Origin of the sequence: Erythrobacter sp. HL-111, assembly GCF_900105095.1 — a bacterium.
Taxonomy (GTDB): Bacteria; Pseudomonadota; Alphaproteobacteria; order Sphingomonadales; family Sphingomonadaceae; genus Erythrobacter.
On sequence record NZ_LT629743.1, the window covers coordinates 520,710 to 542,369 of the forward strand.

General features: G+C 67.6%; 23 protein-coding genes, 2 tRNA genes and 1 other RNA gene. 17 read left to right on the forward strand and 9 right to left on the reverse strand.

All coding sequences use genetic code 11. The annotated features are described in order from the left end of the window. Window positions 1-94: 94 nt before the first annotated feature. The 5 genes from thyA to BLU08_RS02515 all read left to right on the forward strand — a co-directional run bounded on the left by thyA (window position 95) and on the right by BLU08_RS02515 (window position 5,067). Window positions 95-1,054: a thymidylate synthase gene (gene thyA / locus BLU08_RS02495; RefSeq protein ID WP_090194786.1), complete on the forward strand. Its 960-nt coding sequence runs from the start codon at window positions 95-97 to the stop codon at window positions 1,052-1,054. 117 nt (window positions 1,055-1,171) lie between these two features. Next, window positions 1,172-2,476 carry a 3-methyl-2-oxobutanoate dehydrogenase (2-methylpropanoyl-transferring) subunit alpha gene (locus BLU08_RS02500; protein ID WP_090194789.1) on the forward strand — a complete coding sequence of 435 codons (1,305 nt, stop codon included), beginning with the start codon at window positions 1,172-1,174 and terminating at the stop codon, window positions 2,474-2,476. Then, a complete protein-coding gene (locus BLU08_RS02505; protein ID WP_090194791.1) occupies window positions 2,473-3,528 on the forward strand; it encodes an alpha-ketoacid dehydrogenase subunit beta in 1,056 nt (351 codons plus the stop codon). The genes BLU08_RS02500 and BLU08_RS02505 overlap by 4 nt, the downstream gene beginning before the upstream one ends. Window positions 3,529-3,535: 7 nt before the next feature. Beyond that, window positions 3,536-4,873 (forward strand): dihydrolipoamide acetyltransferase family protein, encoded by a 1,338-nt coding sequence (locus BLU08_RS02510; RefSeq protein ID WP_090194793.1) that lies wholly within the window; start codon window positions 3,536-3,538, stop codon window positions 4,871-4,873. 117 nt (window positions 4,874-4,990) lie between these two features. Continuing rightward, window positions 4,991-5,067 (forward strand) — tRNA-Asp (locus BLU08_RS02515). 70 nt (window positions 5,068-5,137) lie between these two features. Here BLU08_RS02515 and BLU08_RS02520 read toward each other — a convergent pair. The 5 genes from BLU08_RS02520 to BLU08_RS02540 all read right to left on the reverse strand — a co-directional run bounded on the left by BLU08_RS02520 (window position 5,138) and on the right by BLU08_RS02540 (window position 7,198). After that, window positions 5,138-5,392, reverse strand: coding sequence for a DUF2842 domain-containing protein (locus BLU08_RS02520; RefSeq protein WP_090194795.1), 255 nt, complete (start codon window positions 5,390-5,392; stop codon window positions 5,138-5,140). A gap of 22 nt (window positions 5,393-5,414) precedes the next feature. Continuing rightward, a complete protein-coding gene (locus BLU08_RS02525; protein ID WP_090194798.1) occupies window positions 5,415-6,002 on the reverse strand; it encodes a 5-formyltetrahydrofolate cyclo-ligase in 588 nt (195 codons plus the stop codon). A gap of 277 nt (window positions 6,003-6,279) precedes the next feature. Continuing rightward, window positions 6,280-6,448: non-coding RNA, 6S RNA (gene ssrS, locus BLU08_RS02530), on the reverse strand. A gap of 11 nt (window positions 6,449-6,459) precedes the next feature. Further along, the gene (locus tag BLU08_RS02535) at window positions 6,460-6,969 is read right to left on the reverse strand and encodes a cell division protein ZapA (RefSeq protein WP_090194801.1); all 510 of its coding nucleotides are present in this window, start codon (window positions 6,967-6,969) and stop codon (window positions 6,460-6,462) included. A 22-nt stretch (window positions 6,970-6,991) separates the two neighbouring features. Next, window positions 6,992-7,198, reverse strand: coding sequence for a hypothetical protein (locus BLU08_RS02540; RefSeq protein WP_090194805.1), 207 nt, complete (start codon window positions 7,196-7,198; stop codon window positions 6,992-6,994). A 314-nt stretch (window positions 7,199-7,512) separates the two neighbouring features. Here BLU08_RS02540 and tkt point away from each other — a divergent pair, with 314 nt between their 5' ends. The 7 genes from tkt to thiE all read left to right on the forward strand — a co-directional run bounded on the left by tkt (window position 7,513) and on the right by thiE (window position 14,336). Further along, a complete protein-coding gene (gene tkt / locus BLU08_RS02545; RefSeq protein ID WP_090194810.1) occupies window positions 7,513-9,504 on the forward strand; it encodes a transketolase in 1,992 nt (663 codons plus the stop codon). Window positions 9,505-9,521: 17 nt separating this feature from the next. Next, the gene (gap, locus tag BLU08_RS02550) at window positions 9,522-10,529 is read left to right on the forward strand and encodes a type I glyceraldehyde-3-phosphate dehydrogenase (RefSeq protein WP_090194814.1); all 1,008 of its coding nucleotides are present in this window, start codon (window positions 9,522-9,524) and stop codon (window positions 10,527-10,529) included. Between the two features lie 22 nt (window positions 10,530-10,551). Further along, the gene (gene pgk, locus BLU08_RS02555) at window positions 10,552-11,754 is read left to right on the forward strand and encodes a phosphoglycerate kinase (protein WP_090200904.1); all 1,203 of its coding nucleotides are present in this window, start codon (window positions 10,552-10,554) and stop codon (window positions 11,752-11,754) included. A 16-nt stretch (window positions 11,755-11,770) separates the two neighbouring features. Further along, on the forward strand, window positions 11,771-12,196 hold the full coding sequence (locus tag BLU08_RS02560) for a DUF4440 domain-containing protein (RefSeq protein ID WP_090194819.1): 426 nt from the start codon (window positions 11,771-11,773) through the stop codon (window positions 12,194-12,196). Window positions 12,197-12,214: 18 nt separating this feature from the next. Then, window positions 12,215-12,661, forward strand: coding sequence for a PaaI family thioesterase (locus BLU08_RS02565; protein ID WP_090194822.1), 447 nt, complete (start codon window positions 12,215-12,217; stop codon window positions 12,659-12,661). 87 nt (window positions 12,662-12,748) lie between these two features. Beyond that, a complete protein-coding gene (locus BLU08_RS02570; protein WP_090194827.1) occupies window positions 12,749-13,633 on the forward strand; it encodes a fructose bisphosphate aldolase in 885 nt (294 codons plus the stop codon). A gap of 58 nt (window positions 13,634-13,691) precedes the next feature. Continuing rightward, a complete protein-coding gene (gene thiE / locus BLU08_RS02575; protein WP_090200907.1) occupies window positions 13,692-14,336 on the forward strand; it encodes a thiamine phosphate synthase in 645 nt (214 codons plus the stop codon). Between the two features lie 6 nt (window positions 14,337-14,342). On the opposite strand, the gene BLU08_RS02580 is transcribed toward thiE, so the two are convergent. The 3 genes from BLU08_RS02580 to BLU08_RS02590 all read right to left on the reverse strand — a co-directional run bounded on the left by BLU08_RS02580 (window position 14,343) and on the right by BLU08_RS02590 (window position 15,895). Further along, a complete protein-coding gene (locus tag BLU08_RS02580) occupies window positions 14,343-14,513 on the reverse strand; it encodes a hypothetical protein (RefSeq protein ID WP_172800965.1) in 171 nt (56 codons plus the stop codon). A gap of 145 nt (window positions 14,514-14,658) precedes the next feature. Beyond that, window positions 14,659-15,372 carry a hypothetical protein gene (locus BLU08_RS02585; protein WP_157674432.1) on the reverse strand — a complete coding sequence of 238 codons (714 nt, stop codon included), beginning with the start codon at window positions 15,370-15,372 and terminating at the stop codon, window positions 14,659-14,661. A 112-nt stretch (window positions 15,373-15,484) separates the two neighbouring features. Next, complete coding sequence (locus BLU08_RS02590) at window positions 15,485-15,895, reverse strand: hypothetical protein (RefSeq protein WP_090194840.1); 411 nt, start codon at window positions 15,893-15,895, stop codon at window positions 15,485-15,487. A 232-nt stretch (window positions 15,896-16,127) separates the two neighbouring features. Here BLU08_RS02590 and efp point away from each other — a divergent pair, with 232 nt between their 5' ends. From efp to BLU08_RS02610, 4 genes are all read left to right on the forward strand, one after another. Continuing rightward, on the forward strand, window positions 16,128-16,691 hold the full coding sequence (efp, locus tag BLU08_RS02595; protein ID WP_090194844.1) for an elongation factor P: 564 nt from the start codon (window positions 16,128-16,130) through the stop codon (window positions 16,689-16,691). A gap of 4 nt (window positions 16,692-16,695) precedes the next feature. Further along, window positions 16,696-17,106 (forward strand): hypothetical protein, encoded by a 411-nt coding sequence (locus tag BLU08_RS02600; protein ID WP_090194849.1) that lies wholly within the window; start codon window positions 16,696-16,698, stop codon window positions 17,104-17,106. A gap of 37 nt (window positions 17,107-17,143) precedes the next feature. Continuing rightward, entirely contained in the window at window positions 17,144-17,962 is an 819-nt protein-coding gene (locus tag BLU08_RS02605; protein ID WP_090194854.1) for an inositol monophosphatase family protein, read from the forward strand. Window positions 17,963-18,005: 43 nt separating this feature from the next. Continuing rightward, window positions 18,006-18,089 (forward strand) — tRNA-Leu (locus BLU08_RS02610). 152 nt (window positions 18,090-18,241) lie between these two features. On the opposite strand, the gene BLU08_RS02615 is transcribed toward BLU08_RS02610, so the two are convergent. Next, window positions 18,242-19,618 (reverse strand): NAD-dependent succinate-semialdehyde dehydrogenase, encoded by a 1,377-nt coding sequence (locus BLU08_RS02615; protein WP_090194857.1) that lies wholly within the window; start codon window positions 19,616-19,618, stop codon window positions 18,242-18,244. 145 nt (window positions 19,619-19,763) lie between these two features. Between BLU08_RS02615 and BLU08_RS02620 the strand changes: the two genes are divergently transcribed. Next, window positions 19,764-21,605: an SLC13 family permease gene (locus BLU08_RS02620; protein ID WP_090194861.1), complete on the forward strand. Its 1,842-nt coding sequence runs from the start codon at window positions 19,764-19,766 to the stop codon at window positions 21,603-21,605. Window positions 21,606-21,660: the final 55 nt, after the last annotated feature.

Genomic DNA, 21,660 nt, shown 5'->3' on the forward strand with positions numbered 1-21,660 from the left:
CGCGGCTGACGCCTGCGGATCGAGGCAAGGCGCGCCCTATAGGTGGGACGGGGCGGGGTGGCAAGCGGGCAATTGGCGGCTATGGCATTTTGCCATGGAAAGCGCGCCCGGTCCCGATTCTGCCGCCCATTACGAAACCCGGTATCTCGATCTCATGCGGCGTATCTGGGAGCGCGGGGACGAACGCGTCGATCGCACCGGGATCGGCACGCGTTCGATCTGCGGGGCCGAGCTGCGCTTCGATCTCGCGGGCGGGGCGATGCCGCTGCTGACGACGAAGCGCGTCTACTGGAAGACCGCAACGCGCGAACTGCTCTGGTTCCTCACCGGCGAGACCAATATCCGCCCGCTGGTGCTGCAGGGTGTGAAGATCTGGAACGAATGGCCCCACGCCCGCTACGTCCGGGAGACGGGCGACAACATCGCGCTCGAGACGTTCGTGGAGCGCATCGCCGGGGACGAGGCCTTCGCCGAGCGCTGGGGCGATCTCGGCCCGGTCTACGGCAAGCAGTGGGTGGACTGGCCGACCTACCGCTATCGCAGGGACGGGCTTTACGAAAAGGGGCCGGGGATCAACCAGGTCGCCGCGGCGGTCGAGAGCCTGCGCGCGGATCCGGCGGGTCGCCGCCACATCGTAGAGGGCTGGAACGTCGCGGAACTCGGCCGGATGGCGCTGCCGCCCTGCCACAAGACCTACCAGTTCCACGTCTCGGGCAGCGGCACGGAGGCGCGGCTAAACTGCATCCTCTACCAGAGGAGCTGCGACGTCGCGCTCGGCCTGCCGTTCAACCTTTGGTCGGCGGCTCTTTTCACCCGGATGATGGCACAGCAGACCGATATGGAGGCCGGCGAGCTTGTGTGGATGGGCGGGGACGTCCATCTCTACCTCAATCACGCGCACCTGATCGCCGAACAGCTCGCGCGCGAGCCGAAGGGGCATCCGAGGCTGGAGATCGTGCGAAGGCCTCCGACAATTTTCGACTACGATATCGAGGATTTCGTGGTCCATGATTACGCTCCGCAGCCGCCGATCAAGGCACCTGTTGCAGTGTGAGCCGCCGACCGCTCGCGCGCTTGACCCCGTCCCGGCGCTGAAATAAAAATTCACGCGCAAGCAATGATCGCTTCGAACGGCAGGCGACCCGCTTGTCACTTTTGGGAGAGCGCCTCTATGGCCGATCCGGCCGACAACCAGCCCCGCAGCGGGGACAATCGCCCCGCGCTCGCGCTGCACGTGCCCGAGCCGAAATCCCGGCCCGGCGATCCCGTCGATTTCTCGGAACTCGACATCGGCGAGGCGGGGGCGCAGCCCCGCCCGGACGAAGGGGCGCATCCGTCCGAGATGGCCGGGCTCGCCTACGACCTGATCCGGGTGCTGGGCGAGGATCACCGGGCGCACGGGCCGTGGGATCCCAAGCTCGATCCCGAGACGCTCCGCACCATGCTGCGCCACATGGCGATGACGCGGGCGTTCGACGAACGGATGTTCCGCGGCCAGCGGCAGGGCAAGACCAGCTTCTACATGAAGTGCACCGGCGAGGAAGCGACCAGCATCGCGACCTCGATGGCGCTGGCGAGCGACGACATGGTGTTCCCGAGCTATCGCCAGCAAGGCGTGCTGATCGCGCGCGGCTATCCCATGATCGAGATGATCAACCAGATCTATTCGAACAAGGCCGACAAGCTGAAGGGCCGCCAGCTGCCGATCATGTATTCGAGCCGGGAGCACAGCTTCTTCACCATCTCGGGCAACCTTGCGACCCAGACCCCGCAGGCGGTGGGCTGGGCGATGGCGAGCGCGATCAAGGGCGACAGCCGGATCGCCGCGACCTTCGTGGGCGAGGGGTCCACCGCCGAGGGCGATTTCCACAGCGCGTGCACCTTCGCCACCGTCTACAATGCACCGGTTATCCTCAACGTCATCAACAACCAGTGGGCGATCTCGAGCTTCTCCGGCTTCGCCGGGGCGGAGCGGACGACCTTCGCGGCGCGCGCGCTCGGCTATGGCCTTGCGGGGCTGAGGGTCGACGGGAACGACGCGCTCGCGTGCTATGCGAGCCAGTTGTGGGCGGCGAACCGGGCGCGGGCGAACAAGGGGCCGACGCTGATCGAATATTTCACCTACCGGGCGGAAGGCCATTCGACCTCGGACGACCCGTCGGGCTATCGCAGCGCGCAGGAGCGCGAGGAATGGCCTCTCGGCGATCCGGTCAAGCGGCTGAAGGACCACCTCGTCGCGATCGGCGAATGGGACGAGGACCGCCACGCCGCGATGGACCGGGAATGCGCCGAACAGGTCAAGCAGACCACCAAGGAAGCCGAGAAGAACGGCATCCTCGGCCACGGCCTGCACCAGCCCTTCCGCACCATGTTCGAGGACGTGTTCGAGGAGCTGCCCTGGCATCTCAAGGAACAGGCCGAACAGGCTACGCGCGAGCGCATCAGGAAATTCGGCGAGAAAGGTCCCAACCGATGAGCGCCGAGGCGAAGGACGAAACCGGCTCGGTCACGGCCGAACGCCGGATCAACATGATCGAGGCGATCAACGAAGCGCTCGACATCATGCTCGAACGCGATCCCGACGTGATCGTGATGGGGGAGGACGTCGGCTATTTCGGCGGCGTGTTCCGCTGCACCGCGGGCCTGCAGGAAAAGCACGGCAAGACCCGCGTGTTCGACACGCCGATTTCCGAATGCGGGATCATCGGCGTCGCTGTCGGCATGGGCGCATACGGGCTGCGCCCCGTGCCGGAAATCCAGTTCGCCGACTACATCTATCCCGGCCTCGACCAGCTGATCTCGGAAGCCGCGCGGCTGCGCTATCGCTCGGCCGCCGAATACATCGCGCCGATGACGGTGCGCTCGCCCTTCGGCGGGGGCATCTTCGGCGGGCAGACCCATTCGCAGAGCCCCGAGAGCCTGTTCACCCATGTCTCGGGCCTAAAGACCGTGATCCCTTCGACGCCGTATGATGCCAAGGGCCTGCTGATCGCGGCGATCGAGGACAATGATCCCGTCATCTTCTTCGAGCCCAAGCGCATCTACAACGGGCCGTTCTCGGGCTTCTACGACCGCCCCGTGGAGCCGTGGAAGAACCACCCGCAGAGCGCCGTTCCCGAAGGCTATTACCGGATCCCGCTGGGCAAGGCGCGCAAGGTCGCCGAGGGCGAGGAGCTCACCATCCTCGCCTATGGCACGATGGTCCATGTCGCCGAGGCCGTGGCCAGGGAGAAGGGCGTCGATGCCGACATCCTCGACCTGCGCACGCTTGTCCCGCTCGACATCGAGGCTGTGGAAAAGTCCGTGGAAAAGACGGGGAAATGTCTCATCGTCCACGAGGCCACCCGCACCTCCGGGTTCGGCGCGGAACTCTCCGCGCTCGTCACCGAACGCTGTTTCTACCACCTCGAGGCGCCCGTCACCCGCGTGACCGGCTTCGACACGCCCTATCCCCACAGCCTCGAATGGGCCTATTTCCCCGGCCCCGTCCGCATCGGAGAGGCCATCGACAAGATCCTGAGCGAGTAGCGCGACCATGGCGAAATTCACTTTCAACATGCCCGACGTGGGCGAAGGCGTGGCCGAGGCGGAGATCGTCGAATGGCACGTGAAGGCCGGCGACCTCGTCGAGGAGGACCAGCATCTCGTCGACGTGATGACCGACAAGGCGACGATCGACATCGAAAGCCCGGTGGCGGGCAAGGTGCTCGAGGTCGCTGGCGAAATCGGCGAGACGATCGCGGTCGGCGCGATGCTGCTGGTGATCGAGGTCGAGGGCGAGGCATCGGCGAATGAGGCCGAGGCCGCTGCCGAACGGATCGAGGACGAGATGTCCGATGCGGACGGGGCGGACGCGGCGCCGGTGCCCGCGGCGGTCGCCGAGCGGATCGAGGTCGAGAACCCCGACGCCTCGGATGCCGACGACGCAATCGCCGCCGGCCCGAAGCCGGCGCCGGCTCCTTCTCCCGCACCAGCGCCGACGCCCGAGCCGAAGGCGGAAGCGAAGGTTCTCGCGTCCCCCGCCGTGCGCAAGCGTGCGAAGGACCTCGGCATCGACCTCGCCGAGGTCAGGCCTGCCGAGGACGGCCGCGTGCGCCACGGCGATCTCGACCAGTTCCTCGCCTACAATTCGCAGCGAGGCTTCTCCCCGGCGGGTGCGGTGCGCGCGGACGAGGAAATCAGGGTCATCGGCCTCAGGAAGCGCATCGCGCAGAACATGGCCGCATCCAAGCGCCACATCCCGCATTTCACCTATGTCGAGGAATGCGACGTCACCGCGCTGGAGGCGCTGCGCGCGGACCTCAACGCGAACCGCGGCAGTCGGCCCAAGCTGACGCTGCTGCCGCTCCTCATCACCGCCTTCTGCAGGCTGGTGCCCGACTTTCCCATGATCAACGCCCGCTACGACGACGAGGCGGGCGTGGTGACGAGGGCCGGTTCGGTCCACCTGGGCATGGCGACGCAGACCGATGCGGGCCTCATGGTCCCCGTCATCCGCGACGCACAGGCGCGCAATCTCTGGCAGCTAGCCAGCGAGATCGCGCGCCTTGCCGAGGCGGCGCGCAATGGTTCGGCAAAGTCGGAGGAGCTTTCGGGCTCGACCCTGACCGTCACCTCGCTCGGGCCGCTGGGCGGCGTTGCCACCACGCCGGTCATCAACCGGCCCGAGGTCGCGATCATCGGCCCCAACCGGATCGTCGAGCGCCCGATGTTCGTCCCCGACGGACAGGGCGGGGAGAGAATCGAGAAGCGCAAGCTCATGAACATCTCGATTTCCTGCGATCACCGCGTGGTCGACGGATACGACGCGGCGCGCTTCGTCCAGGAGGTGAAGCGGTTGATCGAGACCCCGGTCCTGCTGCTCCAGGACTGAGGCGAAAAAAAGCGCCGGCGGGCGGCGGGAGAGCGTTGACAGCCTTCCGCGCCGGGCCTAATGGCGCTGCTCCTCTACCGGCACAGACCCTGCCGGGGCGGACAAAACCACCCATGCGCGGGTGTAGCTCAGTTGGTTAGAGCGCCGGCCTGTCACGCCGGAGGTCGCGGGTTCGAGTCCCGTCACTCGCGCCACTTTCCCACATCATCGGTGAAGTCGGCGCTGGCTTCCTTGCGGGCGGTCAGCGCGGCCTCTTGCGGGCGGTCAGCGCGGCCTGTCGTCGGGATCGGGAAGCGGATCGGGCGCGCTCCAGCGGCCGGTTTCCATCCAGATCAGGAAGCGCCGCAGCGGCAGCAGCCAGATCACCCCGAGCACGAGATAGACCATCGTCTGCGCCCAGCCCGGCCACCTTCCGATGAGGTCGGGCGCAAAGCGGGCGACCGCGATCGCGTAGGCCATCAGCGCGAGGAACAGGGTGATGATCCCGACCGGAATCCGCCAGGTCGGGGTTTCTCGCATGGGGTTGCTCATTGCAATTCCGTCATTGTCTCGGGGCTCGATAGATCCGGGTCGGCGTCACCACCGCATCGAGCCGCGCATCGTGCGGTTCGAGCGGCAGGGCCGAGGGAGGCTCGATCAGCTGCGCGTCCCATGCGAGCCCAATCGTCAGCCGCCCGGGATGTTCCGCAAGCCAGCGATCGTAATGCCCGCCGCCCTGGCCGAGCCGCTCGCAGGTCTCGGTGAAGCCGACCAGCGGCAGGAACAGCACGTCCGGGACCAGCTCCTCCGGCTCGCCCGCAGGCTGGCGCAGGCCGAACGGACCGGGCACGAGATCGCTCGCGCCGAAGGGATCGGTGTGGGCGCGGAAGGTCATCGGGGCCGTGCGCGTGGCGAAATGGGGAAGGGCGACCCGGTGCCCGCGCTCCGCGAAGAAGCCGGCATAGGCCGAAGCGGGGGCCTCGTGGCGGCTCGCATGGTACAGGCCGATGACCGCGCCGGGCTCGATCAGGTCGAGCACGGGCGCAGGCGGGCGATGGAAGAGCAGCGCGCGAATGCGATCGGGCTGCGCCTCGACATGCAGTCGGCGCAGCGCCCTCAGCTGTTGGCGAAGTTCGGACTTGGTCGGCACGACGAAGGCTTGCCCGCTCCCTACAACGATAAGCGGGCGCGATGAACGGCCCGCAGGGCCGCAAGGGCGACCGCCCCCCGCAGCGACGCGTCCGCAGGGGCACGTGAGCGAGGATTTCTTCCAGACAAACAACCCCCTCAAGCAGCGAAGCGGCAGGGCAGACGACAACGCCCTCAAGCAGCGAAGCGGTAGGGCAGACGACAACGCCCTCAACCAGCCAAGCGGCAGGGCAGACGAACGCCCTCACGCAGCGAAGCGGCAGGGCAGAGGGCAACGTGACGGAACCACCATGGGTCGTTGCCGGGAAATCCTCTGACGCCTCGACGTCAGGTGGGCGCCGTTTACCCAGGCCCCCGGGACGAACCCGTGAACCCGGGCAGGGACAGCTCCCATGGATTGCTTATAGCCTCAGGGATATTCGATCGGCTCGTGCCGGGCAGTCCCGCCACTTCCCTATCTATGCCGGGGCAGGGCCGGCTTCAAGCCTGTCCGCATCGGGCGCGGCGAGCGTGTCGGCGGCGCGTTCGAGCCGCGTGGCAAGGTTTTCGAGCGCGCCCGCGATGCGCTCCGCCTCGCCGGTCTCGGGCGCACCGAAGAGATCGTGCTGGTGGCGCGCCGCATCGCGCATGGCGGCAAGCTCCCCTTTGAGCGCCGCCACCTCCGCACGCGCGCGCGCCTCGGCTCGGCGCAACGTTTCGAGCTCGGCTTCGAGCGCGTCGCGCGCGCCGTCGCGTCGATCGCGGTCGAATTCGGCGCGGGCTGCCTTCTCGCGTGCCTCGGCCAGTTCGTCGGCAAGGAAGAGCGCGGCGAAAAGCAGGTTCTGCGCCTCGAGCGCCCCGCGCGCCTTGCCGAGCGCGGCGTATTTCTCGGCGACGATCGCCCCCAGCTTTTCGACCGCCGCTTCCTCGCCCGGGGCGCAGGCGACCTGATAGCTGCGCGGGCCGATGGTGAGCGTGACGGTGCTCACGCGATTTCCCGCCGGCCTGCGCTCATTCCTCGAGCTCCGCGATCAGCGCGTCGAGATCGCGCAGCGTGTCGGCCACTTCCTCGCGCAGCTTCTCGTGGCTGTCGACGAGGGCGAGGACGCGGGCGGAATTCTCGGGCGGCGGGGCGGGGGCGGCAGGGCGAGCGGTTTCGAGCCGCGCCAGCGCGGCCTCGATGCGCGTGATCGCCTGCTCGATCCGGCCCGCCGTCATGGTTTCCGAATTATCAACAAAGACGAGACCGCGCAAAGCCTTGGGCGGGCCTGTTGATAAGTGTTCGGGGACAAGCCCCGCGCGCGGGCACCGACCGGGCCGACCGGGTGCGAGGCGGACCCGCCAGCCGCCTGCGCGGGCGGCTTGAGCCATGTGCTTGACCTTGCGGGAAGGCTCGGCAATGGCAGCGCGCAATCTCGACGAGGGATCGAATCGCCCGGCCTTACCCGGGGCAGGGCGGGCGACACGGGCGAACGGGGCGTGCCCGCGATCCCCCCCCAATCCAGCGGCGCCAGCAGGAGGCTTACCCCGCGATGACGACAGACACTGCCCGGCTCCAGCGCATGGCGAACGCGATCCGCGCGCTTTCGATGGACGCGGTCCAGGCCGCCAATTCGGGCCACCCCGGAATGCCGATGGGCATGGCCGATGTCGCGACCGTCCTGTTCGACCGTCATGTCAAGTTCGACCCCGCGCGCCCCGACTGGCCCGATCGCGACCGCTTCGTGCTGTCGGCGGGCCATGGCTCGATGCTGGTCTATGCGCTGCTTCACCTGACCGGCCATGCCCGGCCGACGATCGACGACATCCGCAATTTCCGCCAGCTGGGCAGCCCGTGCGCGGGCCATCCCGAAAACTTCCTGCTCGAAGCGATCGAATGCACCACCGGCCCGCTCGGCCAGGGGCTCGCGATGGCGGTGGGCATGGCGATCGCGGAGCGGCATCTCAACGCCGTGTTCGGCGACGACCTCGTCGATCACCGGACCTGGGTGATCGCGGGCGACGGCTGCCTGATGGAAGGCATCAACCACGAGGCCATCGGGCTTGCGGGCCATCTCCATCTCGGCAAGCTGATCGTGCTGTGGGACGACAACCGCATCACCATCGACGGGGCGACCGACCTGTCGACCTCGGAGGACATCAAGGCACGCTACGAGGCGACCGGGTGGCACGTGGTCGAATGCGACGGGCACGATTTCGACGACATCGACCGCGCCATTACCGAAGCGAAGGAGGCGGGCCGCCCCTCGCTCGTCGCCTGCCGCACCGTGATCGGCAAGGGCTCGCCCAACAAGCAGGGCACCGCCGCGACCCACGGCGCCCCCCTCGGCGCGCAGGAAATCGCCGCCACGCGCGAGATGCTGGGCTGGGAACACGAACCCTTCGAACTCCCGCAGGACGTGCTGACCGACTGGCGCCGCACGGCGGATGCGGGCCGCATGGCGCTGGGCGACTGGGAACTGCGCCTGCAGCAAAGCGATGACCGAGCCGAATTTGAACGGCGCATGGCGGGCAGGCTGCCCGAAACGGGCGTGTTCGAGCAGCACATCGCGCAGCTCGTCGCCGATCCGCAGGGCGTCGCGACCCGCAAGGCGAGCGAGATGGCGCTCGAGGTGATCAACCCGGCCGTGCCCGAACTGATCGGCGGGAGCGCGGACCTCACCGGGTCGAACAACACCAAGGCGGGCGGCATCGCTCCCTTCACCGCCGACGATCCATCGGGCCGGTACATCTATTACGGCATCCGCGAATTCGGCATGGCTGCGGCGATGAACGGCATGGCGCTGCATGGCGGGGTGATTCCCTATGGCGGGACCTTCCTCGTCTTCACCGACTATGCCCGCGGGGCGATCCGCCTCTCCGCCCTGCAGCAGGCGCGCGTGATCTACGTCATGACGCATGACAGCATCGGCCTGGGCGAGGACGGGCCGACCCATCAGCCGATCGAGCACCTCGCCAGCCTGCGGGCGATCCCGAACCTCCTCGTGATGCGCCCGGCCGATGCGGTCGAGACCGCCGAGTGCTGGCAGGTCGCGCTCGCCCAGCAGGATCGGCCGACCGTGCTCGCCCTGTCTCGCCAGGGGCTGCGCCCGTTGCGGGTGGATGCGCGCGAGGACAATCCCTGCGCGCGCGGCGGCTACCGGGTGCGCGAGGCGACGAACTCCAGGAAGGTCGTGATCCTCGCCAGCGGTTCGGAGGTCGCGCTCGCGATCGATGCGGCCGACGCGCTCGAGGCCGAGGGGCTGGGGGTCGATGTCGTCTCGATGGTTTCGACCGAATTGTTCGACGAACAGGCGGAGGAATACCGCGCCGGGCTCCTTCCCGACGATGCGCTTATCGTCAGCCTCGAGGCGGCGAGCACGTTCGGCTGGGAACGCTACACCTCGAACCGCGCCTTCCCGCGCGGGCTGACTCTCGGCCTCGACCGGTTCGGCGCGTCCGCCCCGGCCAAGGACCTGTTCGAGCATTTCGGCTTCACCGCCGAGCGGGTCGCCTCCGCGATCAGCGAAAAACTCAACGGATAAGCAGGAGTTTCAAGGATATGGCGACGAAAGTTGCGATCAACGGTTTTGGCCGCATCGGGCGGCTGGTGGCGCGCGCGATCCTCGAGCGGGGCGATCACGACCTCGAGCTCGTCTCGATCAACGACCTTGCTGATGCGAAGTCGAACGCGCTCCTCTTCGCCCATGACAGCGTCCATGGCCGCTTCGACGGCGAGGTGAGTTCGGACGACAGCTCGATCACGGTCAACGGCAGGCGCATCGCGGTCACCGCCGAACGCGATCCGGGCAAGCTGCCCCATGGCGACATGGGTGTGGAGATCGTCCTCGAATGCACCGGCTTCTTCCAGTCGGACGAGGCGAGCCGCCCGCACATCGCCGCCGGCGCGAAGAAGGTCCTGATCTCGGCTCCCGCATCGGGCGTGTCCAAGACCATCGTCTTCGGCGTCAACCACGACAGCCTGACGGCCGAGGACGACATCGTATCCAACGCGAGCTGCACGACCAACTGCCTCGCGCCGGTCGCCAAGGTGCTGCACGATACCGTCGGCATCACCCGCGGCTTCATGACGACGATCCATTCCTACACCAACGACCAGCGGATGCTCGACCAGATCCACAAGGACCTGCGCCGGGCGCGGGCGGGGGCGGCGAACATGATCCCCACCACGACCGGGGCCGCGCGCGCGGTGGGCCTGGTCCTGCCGGAACTGAACGGCAAGCTCGACGGGTCGAGCGTGCGCGTGCCGACGCCGAACGTCAGTCTGGTCGATCTCGTCTTCGTGCCGGGCAGGGAAACTTCGAAGGAAGAGCTCAACGCCGCGCTCAAGGCGGCCGCCGATGGCCCGATGAAGGGCGTGCTCGACTACACCGACCAGCCGCTCGTCTCCTCGGACTTCAACCACTATCCGGCGAGCTCGACCGTCGACAGCCTCGAAACCAGCGTGATGGAAGGCCAGCTCGCCCGCGTGGTCAGCTGGTACGACAATGAATGGGGCTTCTCGAACCGCATGATCGACACCGCCGGGGTGATGGCGAAGTTCCTTTGATCGCTGCCCGGGAGGGATGAGCATGAGCACGTTCAGGACGCTCGACGACCTTGCCGACGACCTCACCGGCAAGGTCGCGCTGGTGCGGGTCGATCTCAACCTGCCGATGAAGGAAGGTTCGGCGAGCGACGTGACGCGGGTCGAGGCGGTGAAGCCCACCATCCTCGAACTCGCGCAGCGCGGCGCGAAGGTGCTCCTGCTCGCCCATTTCGGCCGGCCCAAGGGTCAGCGCCACTCGACCCTGTCGACGAGCTATGTCGTGGGCGATGTCGAGAAGGTGATCGGCAAGGAGATCATGTTCATCCCCGAGGTGATGGGCCCGGTGGTCGAACAGTCGATCGGCATCCTGCGCGCGGGCGATATCGGGCTCCTCGAAAACACGCGCTTCTGGCCGGGCGAGGAAGCGAACGACGCCGAATTCGCCGACGGCCTCGCGGCGGCGGGCGATTTCTACGTCAACGACGCCTTTTCCGTGTCGCACCGCGCCCACGCCTCGACGGAGGGGATCGCGCACCGCCTCCCGGCCTATGCCGGCCGTTCGATGGAGGCGGAGCTCAAGGCGCTCGACGCGGCGCTCGGCAATCCCGAACCCCCCGTCGCGGCGGTGGTTGGCGGGGCCAAGGTCTCCACCAAGCTCGCCGTGCTCGAGAACCTCGTCTCCCGCGTCCAGCACCTCATCATCGGCGGGGGCATGGCGAACACCTTCCTCGCCGCGCGCGGGGTCGATGTCGGCAAGTCGCTGTGCGAGCACGACCTGACGGACACCGCGTCGAGGATCATGGACGAGGCGGACCACGCGGGCTGCACCGTGCATCTGCCCTACGACGTGGTCGTCGCGACCGAATTCGCCGCCAACCCCGCATCGATGCGAACCTGCAACGTCCATGAAGTGGCTGGGGACGAGATGATCCTCGACCTCGGCCCGCAGGCGACCGAAGCGCTCGCCGACGTGCTCAAGACCTGCCGCACGCTCGTCTGGAACGGGCCGCTCGGCGCGTTCGAGACCGAGCCTTTCGACACCGCCACCATGACCCTCGCGCGGACTGCGGCGGCGCTGACCAAGGAAGGCTCGCTCACCAGCGTGGCGGGCGGGGGCGACACCGTCGCGGCGCTCGCGCAGGCCGGGGTGACTGAGGATTTCACCTATATCTCGACCGCGGGCGGGGCCTTCCTCGAATGGATGGAGGGCAAGACGCTGCCCGGCGTCGCGGCGCTTCGTTCCTGACGCGGGCGCGCGCCGGGTGGCCGATGTCACGCCCGAGTTCGAGGCGCTGGAGATCGCGCTGATGCGCGCCTGGATGGAGGCCGACCGCCGCGCGCTCAAGTCCCATCTCGCAGCCGATTGCGTGCTGATGTTCGGCACGGCCCCGCCGGTCCTGCTTGACCGGGCGAGCTTCCTTGCGGCCGGGCGGGGTTTCGCGCTGACCGGTTTCCGCCTGCGCGAGGTGACCGCGCGCCGTCACGGCGGCAACGTCTGGTTCACCGGCCATGCCGAACTCGAGCTGGCTCTGGGCCGGGGCAGCTGGAGCGGGGGCTTCCTCCTCACCGATCTGTGGCGCCGGGGCCGGATCGGGCGCCGCTGGAAGCTTGCCGAGCGCAGCCTCGCCCCGGTCGAGGCCGACAGGACGTTTTCGGACGCGATCCGCGCGCTCCAGTTGTGGCGCTGACGAAAGGGAGACGGAAGCATGAGCGAAAACGAAGGATACGGCGCACCCACGATCGCGAGCGAAGGCGAGTTCGCCGGCTGGTCCTACTGGCCGGGCGATCCCTACGAGCATCGCTCGGGCCCGTTCTACCGCCGGCGCGAAGAGGGCGGGGGGCAGGTCTGCGCCTTCCGCGCGGAGCAGCGGCACATGAACGCGGCGGGTTTCATGCACGGCGGGTGCCTTCTCACCTTCGCCGATTTCGCGCTCTTCGCGATCGCTGCGGACGAGTTGGGCGATGACAACGCGGTGACGGTCAACCTGTCGGGCGATTTCCTCGGCGCGGTCGCGCCGGGCGCGCTGGTCGAGGCGCGCGGCGAGGTGACGCGCGGCGGGGGCAAGACGATCTTCGTGCGCGGCATCGTCACGGGCGACGGCAGGCCGGCGCTGTCCTTCACCGGGATCATCCGGCGGCTCGCCGCACGCTGACATTTGCGGCATTGCAGCATCGGGGGGCGCTGGCTAAGGCCCGCAGTCAGACGACAGACGGCCAATGAGGGGGCTTCGATACCAGCCATGAACACCGACCAAATGACCGCCCGCATCGCCACCGGGGCAGGGTTCATCGCCGCGCTCGACCAGTCGGGCGGCTCCACGCCCAAGGCGCTGCGCGGCTACGGGGTCGAGGACGGCGAATGGTCGGACGAGGACGAGATGTTTGCTGCGATCCACGCCATGCGCGCGCGCGTCATCACCGCGCCCTGCTTCGGCGAGGGCAAGGTGCTGGGCGCGATCCTGTTCGAAAAGACGATGGACGGCGAAGTCGAAGGCAAGCCCACCGGCGATGCGCTGAAAAGCCGCGGCATCGTCCCCTTCATCAAGGTCGACCAGGGCCTCGCCGACGAAGCGGACGGGGTGCAGCTGATGAAGCCGCTGGACAAGCTTCCCGCGCTGCTCGAGAAATCCGTCGCCAAGGGCATGTTCGGGACCAAGATGCGCTCGGTCATCAAGTCGGCGAACCCGGCCGGCATCGCGGCGATCGTCGCGCAGCAGTTCGAAGTCGGGAACACCATCCTAGATGCCGGGCTGATGCCGATCATCGAGCCCGAATACGACATCAACGCCGAAGACCGCGCCGGGGGCGAGGAAATCCTCCTTGCCGAAATCCTGAAGCAGCTCGATGCGCTTCCCGAAGGCCGGCAGGTGATGCTCAAGCTCTCGATCCCGGTCAAGGCGGGGCTCTATGGCGGGCTGGTCGACCATCCCGGGGTGCTGCGGGTCCTGGCGCTTTCGGGCGGCTATTCGACCGACGAGGCCTGCGAACACCTTGCGCGGAACCCCGGCATGATCGCGAGCTTCTCGCGCGGGCTCCTCCAGGATCTCCGCAAGGACCAGTCGGACGAGGAGTTCAACAAGGCCCTTGGCGAGGCGATCGACAAGATCGCCGCGGCGAGCGCCTAGCCAGCCCTTCGCGGCCTGCGGTCTGGCGTTCCGCGCGCGCCGCGCTATGGGATCGGGCATGAGCGTGCACCAACCCGATACCCAGCTTTACCTCATCTCCCCGCTCGATGTCGGCGGGACGTTCCCCGATCGGCTCGAACGGGCGCTCGATGCCGGGCGCGGGCTCGTCACCGCCTTCCAGTTCCGGGTGAAAGACGTCGATCAGCACGAGGCGGCCCGGCTCGCCGCGCCGCTGCAGGAAATCTGCGCCGCGCGCGAGGTTGCCTTCATCGTCAATGACAGCATCGCGCTGGCGAAGCGGCTCAGGGCCGACGGCGTGCACCTGGGGCAGGAGGACGAATCGCCCCGGGAAGCGCGCGAGGCGCTCGGGCGGGAGGCGCAGATCGGCGTGACCTGCCACGCGTCGAAACACCTCGCGATGGAAGCGGGCGAGGCGGGTGCGGATTACGTGGCGTTCGGCGCCTTCCATCCCTCCGCCACCAAGGACAAGGGGCCGGATGCCGAACGGCCCGAGCCCGAATTGCTGTCATGGTGGGCGCGGCTGTTCGAAATCCCCTGCGTCGCCATCGGCGGCATCACCCCGGCCAATTGCCGCCCGCTCGCCGAAGCGGGGGCGGATTTCCTCGCGGTTTCGGGGGGAGTGTGGGCCGGCGACGAAGTTCGGGCGATCACGGCCTTCCGGGAGGCGCTTGGCCGCGGCTGATCGGGCTCAGACGCAACCGAAGGTCAGCACCGTGCGATCGTCGCCGGTCGGGGTCACGCTGCGCAGGCGCGCCTCGCGGTTGCGCTCGCCGCAATAATCGCGCGCTTCGTCGCGCGCGGCGCGCTGGTTTTCGTCCTTCACCCTGAGCGCGATGCTGTAATCGTCGGCTGAAAGCACGCGCGGGCTGGCGGTCGTGCAGCCGGCCAGCATCGCAAGGGCGAAGGAAGCGGCGATGATGGTGCGTGCAGTAATGACGATTTCTCCGGTTTTTCCATTGGTTACTCAGATCAACGGAAAGCCCCCGCCGCTTGTTCCGAAAGCTTCAGCGCAGATCCACCGCGAGATCGAAGGGGTTGGTCGAGAGATGGCGCAGGAGCGCGAACTGGAACAGCAGGACGCCCGTGAATTCCAGCGATTCCTCCACCACCGTCGTGAGCGAATAGGCCAGGTTGCGAGCGACAATTTGCGCGTCGAGGGCGGAATTGACCATCTCGAGCCCCACGGCGCCCCCAAGGAACATGACAGCGGAGGTCCCGAACAGGAGCCGGGTGCGCGAACCGAGCGCGAAGAACCACGGCGCGAGCACGACCGCCAGCAGCAGCACGCCGGGGATCGCCACGAGTGTCCAGGCATAGTGGAAGGCCGGACCCAGGGCGTCGATCTGCGGGACCAGCCGTTCCAGCACCCTCCCGGAAAGTTCGTGCAGCATCGCGACCTCGTCGAGCGCGAGCACGGCGAATATCCCGGACAGCAGCCACCATGGCCAGGCGGGGCGGTGTCCCTCCGCTTCCTCGGCCTTGGCCGACAGCGCCAGCAGCGCCGCGCAGCTCAGGAGGAGGATCGAAGCCACGAAGGTCGGCACGCTGCGGTCGGTTGCGAGCGAGAAGCGCAGCAGGACCTGTTCGGTCGTCTCTCCCGGCCCGGTGACCAGGGCAACATCGGCGACCAGGCCGATCGGAAGGATCAGCATGACCGCGAGGCAGGACCAACGGGAGACGCGGAGCCGCATGAGCGAGACGTTTATCGTTCGTGCCATGCGCGAGACCTGACCGTATGTTACGGTTTAGTCTTTAACCTGTAATAGAAATGCAAAGAGACGGTCCGCTGCGGCTCCTGCCCGTGCGGCCGCGTGACGGGACGAACAGGGCCTATCCGGTCGTCCCCAGGCGCGTGCAGACGAGCCGCCCGGTGCTCCCGTCCGGCTCGATCGCACGCAGCGTGTTGCTCCCGACCTGCTCGTAACGCTCGCCCTTCTTCGGACCGCGGGTGAAGACGAGGAGGCGTCCGCGCAGGATATAGGTCCCGCGGCCCGCCTCGCTTCGATAGCTCGAGGACGGGCCGACCGTGAAATCGGCCTCCGGCACCGGCTGCCACGCCGCGCCCGTCGCATCGCCGGGCAGCGCGCAGCGCCAGGTCCCGTGGGCGAGGGTCCGCAGCGCCCCGCCCGGATCGCGGTGCGCGTCGGCGGCGGGGGCCTCGCCCTGGCGCGCGGCCCCCGGGCTTGCCGCGGCGATGCCCGCGGCAAGCAGGCTGAGGAGCAGGATCGAGCGAGTTTTCATGGTGGTCCCCGTCTGGCCCTGCGATTAGCAGCGCGAGCGCATGGCCGCTAGGCGATTCGCCATGAACGCGCGCTGCACCGCCCCGCCGGGATTGCCGGGATTGCCGCGCTTGCCCCGACGCGGCGGCTCGGCTACAGGCGCTCGCGCAGTTTCAGGTCGGGCGCGGCCCGGCAGCGCGCGTCCCCGCCCGCATTCGTTCCATCCACCCCCTCGAGCAAGGCAAACAGCCCCCATGAAGATCAGCGGCGTCGATATTCGCCCCGGCAACATCCTCGAATACGAAGGCGGCATCTGGAAGGTCGCCAAGATCCAGCATACCCAGCCGGGCAAGGGCGGGGCCTACATGCAGGTCGAGATGAAGAACCTGCAGGACGGCCGCAAGACCAACGTGCGTTTCCGCAGCGCCGACACGGTCGAGCGGGTTCGGCTCGACACGCGCGAATACCAGTTCCTCTACGAGGATGGTGACATGCTGGTGTTCATGGACCAGGACACCTACGAGCAGATCTCGCTTCCCTCTGATCTTCTGGGCGATGCCCGCCCGTTCCTGCAGGACGGGATGCAGGTGAGCCTCGAGTTGTGGGAGGAAAAGCCGATCAGCGTCGAACTGCCGAGCCAGGTCGAAGCCGAGATCGTCGAAGCCGACGCGGTGGTGAAGGGGCAGACCGCCTCTTCGAGCTACAAGCCCGCCGTGCTCGACAACGGCGTGCGCATCATGGTCCCCCCGCACATCGAGGCGGGCACGCGGATCGTGGTCGACGTGTACGAACAGACTTATGTCGGAAAGGCCAGTTAGTATCTTGAAACAGCATTTCACCAAGGCTTTCGCCAGCATTCTCGCAGTCGCGGCAGTGGGCACGCCCGCGCTCGCGCTCGCGCAGGAGGCCCCGGCGCCGGCTGACACGCCGCCCGCCCAGGCAGCGCCCGCCGACGATGCCGAAACGCGCCAGAACGCGGTCCGGAACATGAGCCTCCTGATGTCGGCGCTGAATTCGGAACAGGTGGAAGACGGCGTCAAGAACGTCCTGATGGCCTGCATCTATTCCAATTCGATGCGCGATATCACGACCGCGATGGACAAGGCGATCGCCGCCGATCCCGAGCGGTTCGACCGCAGCGACAGCGGCGTGATGCTCGGCGTGATGGCGGGCGTGTGCGGCTATCAGCCGACGGCCGACGAGGCGGACGGCGCGCCCGCGCAGCCGCGCTAGGCAGGCGGCCGGCCGGCCGGCCCTTACGGAAGACAATATGGCGACATTTTCAGGCCTCGTCCGGGTGATGGAGCGCGCCGCGCGCAAGGCGGGCGGGCGTTTGCGGCGCGATTTCGGCGAGGTCGAACACCTCCAGGTCAGCCGCAAGGGACCGGCCGATTTCGTGTCCAAGGCCGACATGCGCGCAGAGCGCACGCTCTATGACGAACTCGGCCAGGCGCGGCCCGGCTGGGGCTTCGTGATGGAGGAGGCGGGCACGATCGAGGGCGATCCGGGCAAGCCGCGCTGGATCGTCGATCCCCTCGACGGGACGAGCAACTTCCTTCACGGCATCCCGCATTTCGCGATTTCGATCGCGGTGCAGGAACCGCGGCTCGACGGGAAGGGCTGGGGCGATGTCACCGCCGCGCTGGTCTATCACCCGATCGAGGACGCCACCTACTGGGCCGAGAAAAGCCGCGGCGCGTGGCTCCACGACGGGCGGCTGCGGGTCTCCTCGCGCTCGCGCCTGTCGGACGCGCTGATCGCGACGGGCATCCCCTTCCAGGGGCATGGCGACTTTGCCGAATGGAGCCGGATCTTCGGCGCGATCGGTCCCGAAGTGGCGGGCATCCGCCGGTTCGGGGTCGCCTCGCTCGACATGGCCTATGTCGCGCAGGGGCGCTTCGACGGTTTCTGGGAAAGCCACCTGCAGGACTGGGACACGGCCGCAGGCTGCCTCCTGGTGCGCGAGGCCGGGGGGTTCGTCACCGATTACCGCGGACGTTCGGCCCCGATCCATTCGGCGCAGGTGCTGGCGGCGAACGACGCGCTGCATTCCAAGCTGCACAAGCTGCTGGCGAATTCCTTGAAGTGACGCCGGCTTGGCGGTAACAGCCGCGCTCCGCTTGGTGAGGCGGGCCCCTGTGGCGGAATGGTAGACGCGAGCGACTCAAAATCGCTTTTCTTCGGAAGTGCCCGTTCGAGTCGGGCCAGGGGCACCAGATTCCCCGAAAGGCGAATTTGGATTCTGATTTTCGCAGCCCATCCGGGCCGCGGTGTCCTCGCTCACGCGACCTGAAGGTCGCATCGCTGCGGGCGGGCGGTTGCCCTTGCGGCGCTTCGCGCCGGGGGGCCAGCAAGTCGGAGCTGGCGCTTAGCCTACGAAAATCGACTTCGCGTTGGCGAATTCCTTGACCCCGCAGCCGCCGTGTTCGCGGCCATAGCCCGAATTCTTGACCCCGCCGAAGGGCATCGAGGGGTCGGCGACCCCGAAGGTGTTCACGAACACCATGCCGGTATCGAAATGCTGCGCCGCGAGCCTGATCGCGCGATCCTCGTCTTTCGAGAAGATGCCCCCGCCAAGGCCGTAGCGGCTGTCATTGGCGAGCCGCATCGCGTCCTCGTCGTCCTTCGCGCGGATGACCGAGGCGACGGGGCCGAACAACTCGTCGTCATAGGCGGGCTGGCCCGGCGCGACATCGGCAAGGATGCTCGGCGGGTAGAACCAGCCCCTGCCTTCGGGAATCTGGCAGCCGGTGACGACGCGCGCGCCCTTTTCGATGCTTTCGTCGACCTGGGCCTGGAGCTTTTCGCGCAGGTCCTCCCGCGCCATCGGACCGAGGCCGGTTTCCTCGTCGAAGGGATCGCCCGGCCGCGCCGCCTCCATCGCGGCGGTGAACTTCTCCATGAACTCGTCATGCACCGCATCGGTCACGATGAACCGCTTGGCGTTGATGCAGGTCTCGCCGTTGTTGTAGAGCCGCCCGGCGGCGCAGGTCTTCGCGGCGAGATCCACGTCGGCATCCTCGAGCACGAGATAGGCGTCGTTCGATCCCAGCTCGAGCACGGTCTTCTTGTTGAGCCGGCCCGCCTGTTCGGCGATCGCGCTTCCCGCCGTGTCGCTGCCGGTCAGGGTCACCCCGCGGACCTTGTCGTGCGCGATGATCGCGTCGGAGACATCGTGGTCGATCACGAGCACGGTGAAGAGATTTTCGGGCAGCCCCGCGTCCTCGAAAATCTCGCGCAGCCTGAGCCCGCTCCCGGTGCAGTTCTCGGCGTGCTTGAGCAGCACGCCATTGCCCGTCATCAGGTTGGCGATGGCATAACGCACCACCTGGTAGGCGGGAAAGTTCCAGGGCTGGATGCCGTAGATCACGCCGATCGGCTGATAGGTGACGATCCCGCGCTTGGCGTTCGCGGGATCGCGTGTCTCTTCGGCGAGTTCCTTCGGCCCCTGTTCGGCGGTGTAGTCGCAGATGCCCGCGCACAGGTCGATTTCGTCGCGGCTGTCGCCGATCAGCTTGCCGACCTCGCGGCTCATGATCTGCGCGAGTTCTTCCTTGCGTTCGCGCAGCGCCTTGCCGAGCGCGCGCAGCACCCCGGCGCGGTGTTCGTGGGTGGTGAGGCGCCAGTCCTCGAAGGCCGCGTGGCAGCGATCCACCGCCGCCTTCGCTTCTGCCTCGCTCATGCGCGGGTAGCGCTCCAGTTCCTCGCCGGTCGCGGGGTCGATGGTGATGGCGGGATCGGGCATGGGGCGGTCTCCTTGGGGGCTGCGGGGCGGCTGCTGCCCCATCAACGGCCCGGAAAGCCGCGCCGTTCCTCCTCCTGCCGCGCTGCAATTTCGCTTGATCTTCTGCGCGCTGTTTGGAAACACCGCAGTGCTCCAGAGGGGACCCATGCTTTCCTATCCATCCTATCACGCCATCGCGGCCATGGCGGTGACTATCGCCATGTTCGTCGCCTTCGCGCGGGGCCGGCTGTCGGTCGAGATCGTCAGCCTGATGACGATCGCGGTGATCGCGGTCGGGCTGTGGTTCTTCCCGCTCGAGGGGACGAGCAAGACCGACGGGATCGCACTCGCCTTCGGCGGCTTCGGGCATTACGCGCTCATCACGATCTGTGCGCTGATGATCATGGGCCGCGGCCTTGTTGTCACCGGGGCGCTGGAGCCGGCGGCGCGGTTTCTCGAACAGGTGTTCCGCTTCAACCTGCAGATCGGGCTGCTGGTGTCGCTGCTGATCGCCATGGTCCTGTCGATGGCGGTGAACGACACGCCGGTTCTGGTCCTGCTGCTGCCGATCTTCGTCTCGCTCGCCGCGAAGGGGGCGATGCCGGCCTCCAAGACGCTGATCCCGCTCAACGCCGCGGTGCTGATCGGCGGGATGGCGACGACCATCGGCACCTCGACCAACATCCTCGTCACCTCGATCGCGATGGACCTGGGGATGGAGGAGATGGGGGTGTTCCACTTCACCCCGATCGTGCTGTTCGCGGCGGTGATCGCGCTGCCCTATCTCTGGCTCGTCATGCCGCGCCTGCTCGGCGACAACAGCGTCGAACCCGACGCTTCGCCGCGGATGTTCCACACCCGCCTGCGGGTCGGGGTAGACAGCATCCTGGCGGGTTCCGAACTGCCTGCGGTCAAGGACAAGCTGCCCGCCAACATCACCTTCCACGACCCGCCAAGCGGCGCGCTCCAGCCGCGGCAGAAACTCCACATCTCGGGCACGCACGATGCGCTGGAGGAGGCGACCCGCGCGCTCAAGGGCGAACTCGCGCCGACCTGGGTGCTCGATCGCATTCGCCGCATGAGCCGGGCGGAGGGCAAGGACATCGTCTCGGCCGAGATGACGGTGACGGCGGATTCGCGCCTCATCGCCCGCACGCTGCCTTCCTCTGGGATCGCCGATCTCTATTCGGTCGCCGTGCTCGGCGTCCACCGGCCCAAACGGCTCGGCGTGGGGGAGAAGGACCAGTATTCCGAGGGCGGCGACCTCAGGATCCGCGAAGGCGACGTGCTGCTCGTGATGGGGCTGGAGGAGGATCTCCAGAACTTCGCCCGCAACGACAGCCTGCTCCTGCTCGAAGGCTCGCGCGAATTGCCGCGCCGTTCGAAGGCGGTGCTGTCGGCGGTCATCATGGGCACGGCCATCGCCACCGCCTCGATCGGGGTCCCGTGGATCGGGGCGGAGGGGATCACCTTGCTCAAGCTCCCGATCGCGATTTCCGCGCTGATGGGGGCGATCGCGATGTTCGTGACCGGCTGCGTCAAGTTCGACCGCGTGGGCCGGGCGCTGTCGGCGAGGGTGATCGTGCTGGTCGCGGCGAGCATCGCGATCGGGCGCATCGTCCTTGAAAGCGGGGCGGCGGCGTGGCTGGGAGAGACGCTCTCGATCGCGCTCGTCTTCCTGCCGCCCGCGCTGGTGCTGGCCGCGATCATGATCTTCGTCACGCTGCTCACCAATTTCGCCTCGAACGCGACCGCGGCGACCGTGGGCACGCCGATCGCCTTCAGCATTGCCGAACAGCTCGGCCTTCCGCCCGAACCCCTGGTGCTCGCCGTGCTGTTCGGCTGCAACCTGTGCTATGCGACGCCGATCGCCTACCAGACCAACATGTTGATCATGGCGGAAGGTTCCTACGAATTCGCGGACTACATCCGCACCGGGGTCCCGCTGGTGGCGCTGATGGTGACGACGCTCTCGATCCTGCTGGTGATCTTTTACGGGATGGGATGAGGGGCGCTTTCATCGGGCGGCGCTGCGTGTAAGATCGCGCGGACGGACGATCCCG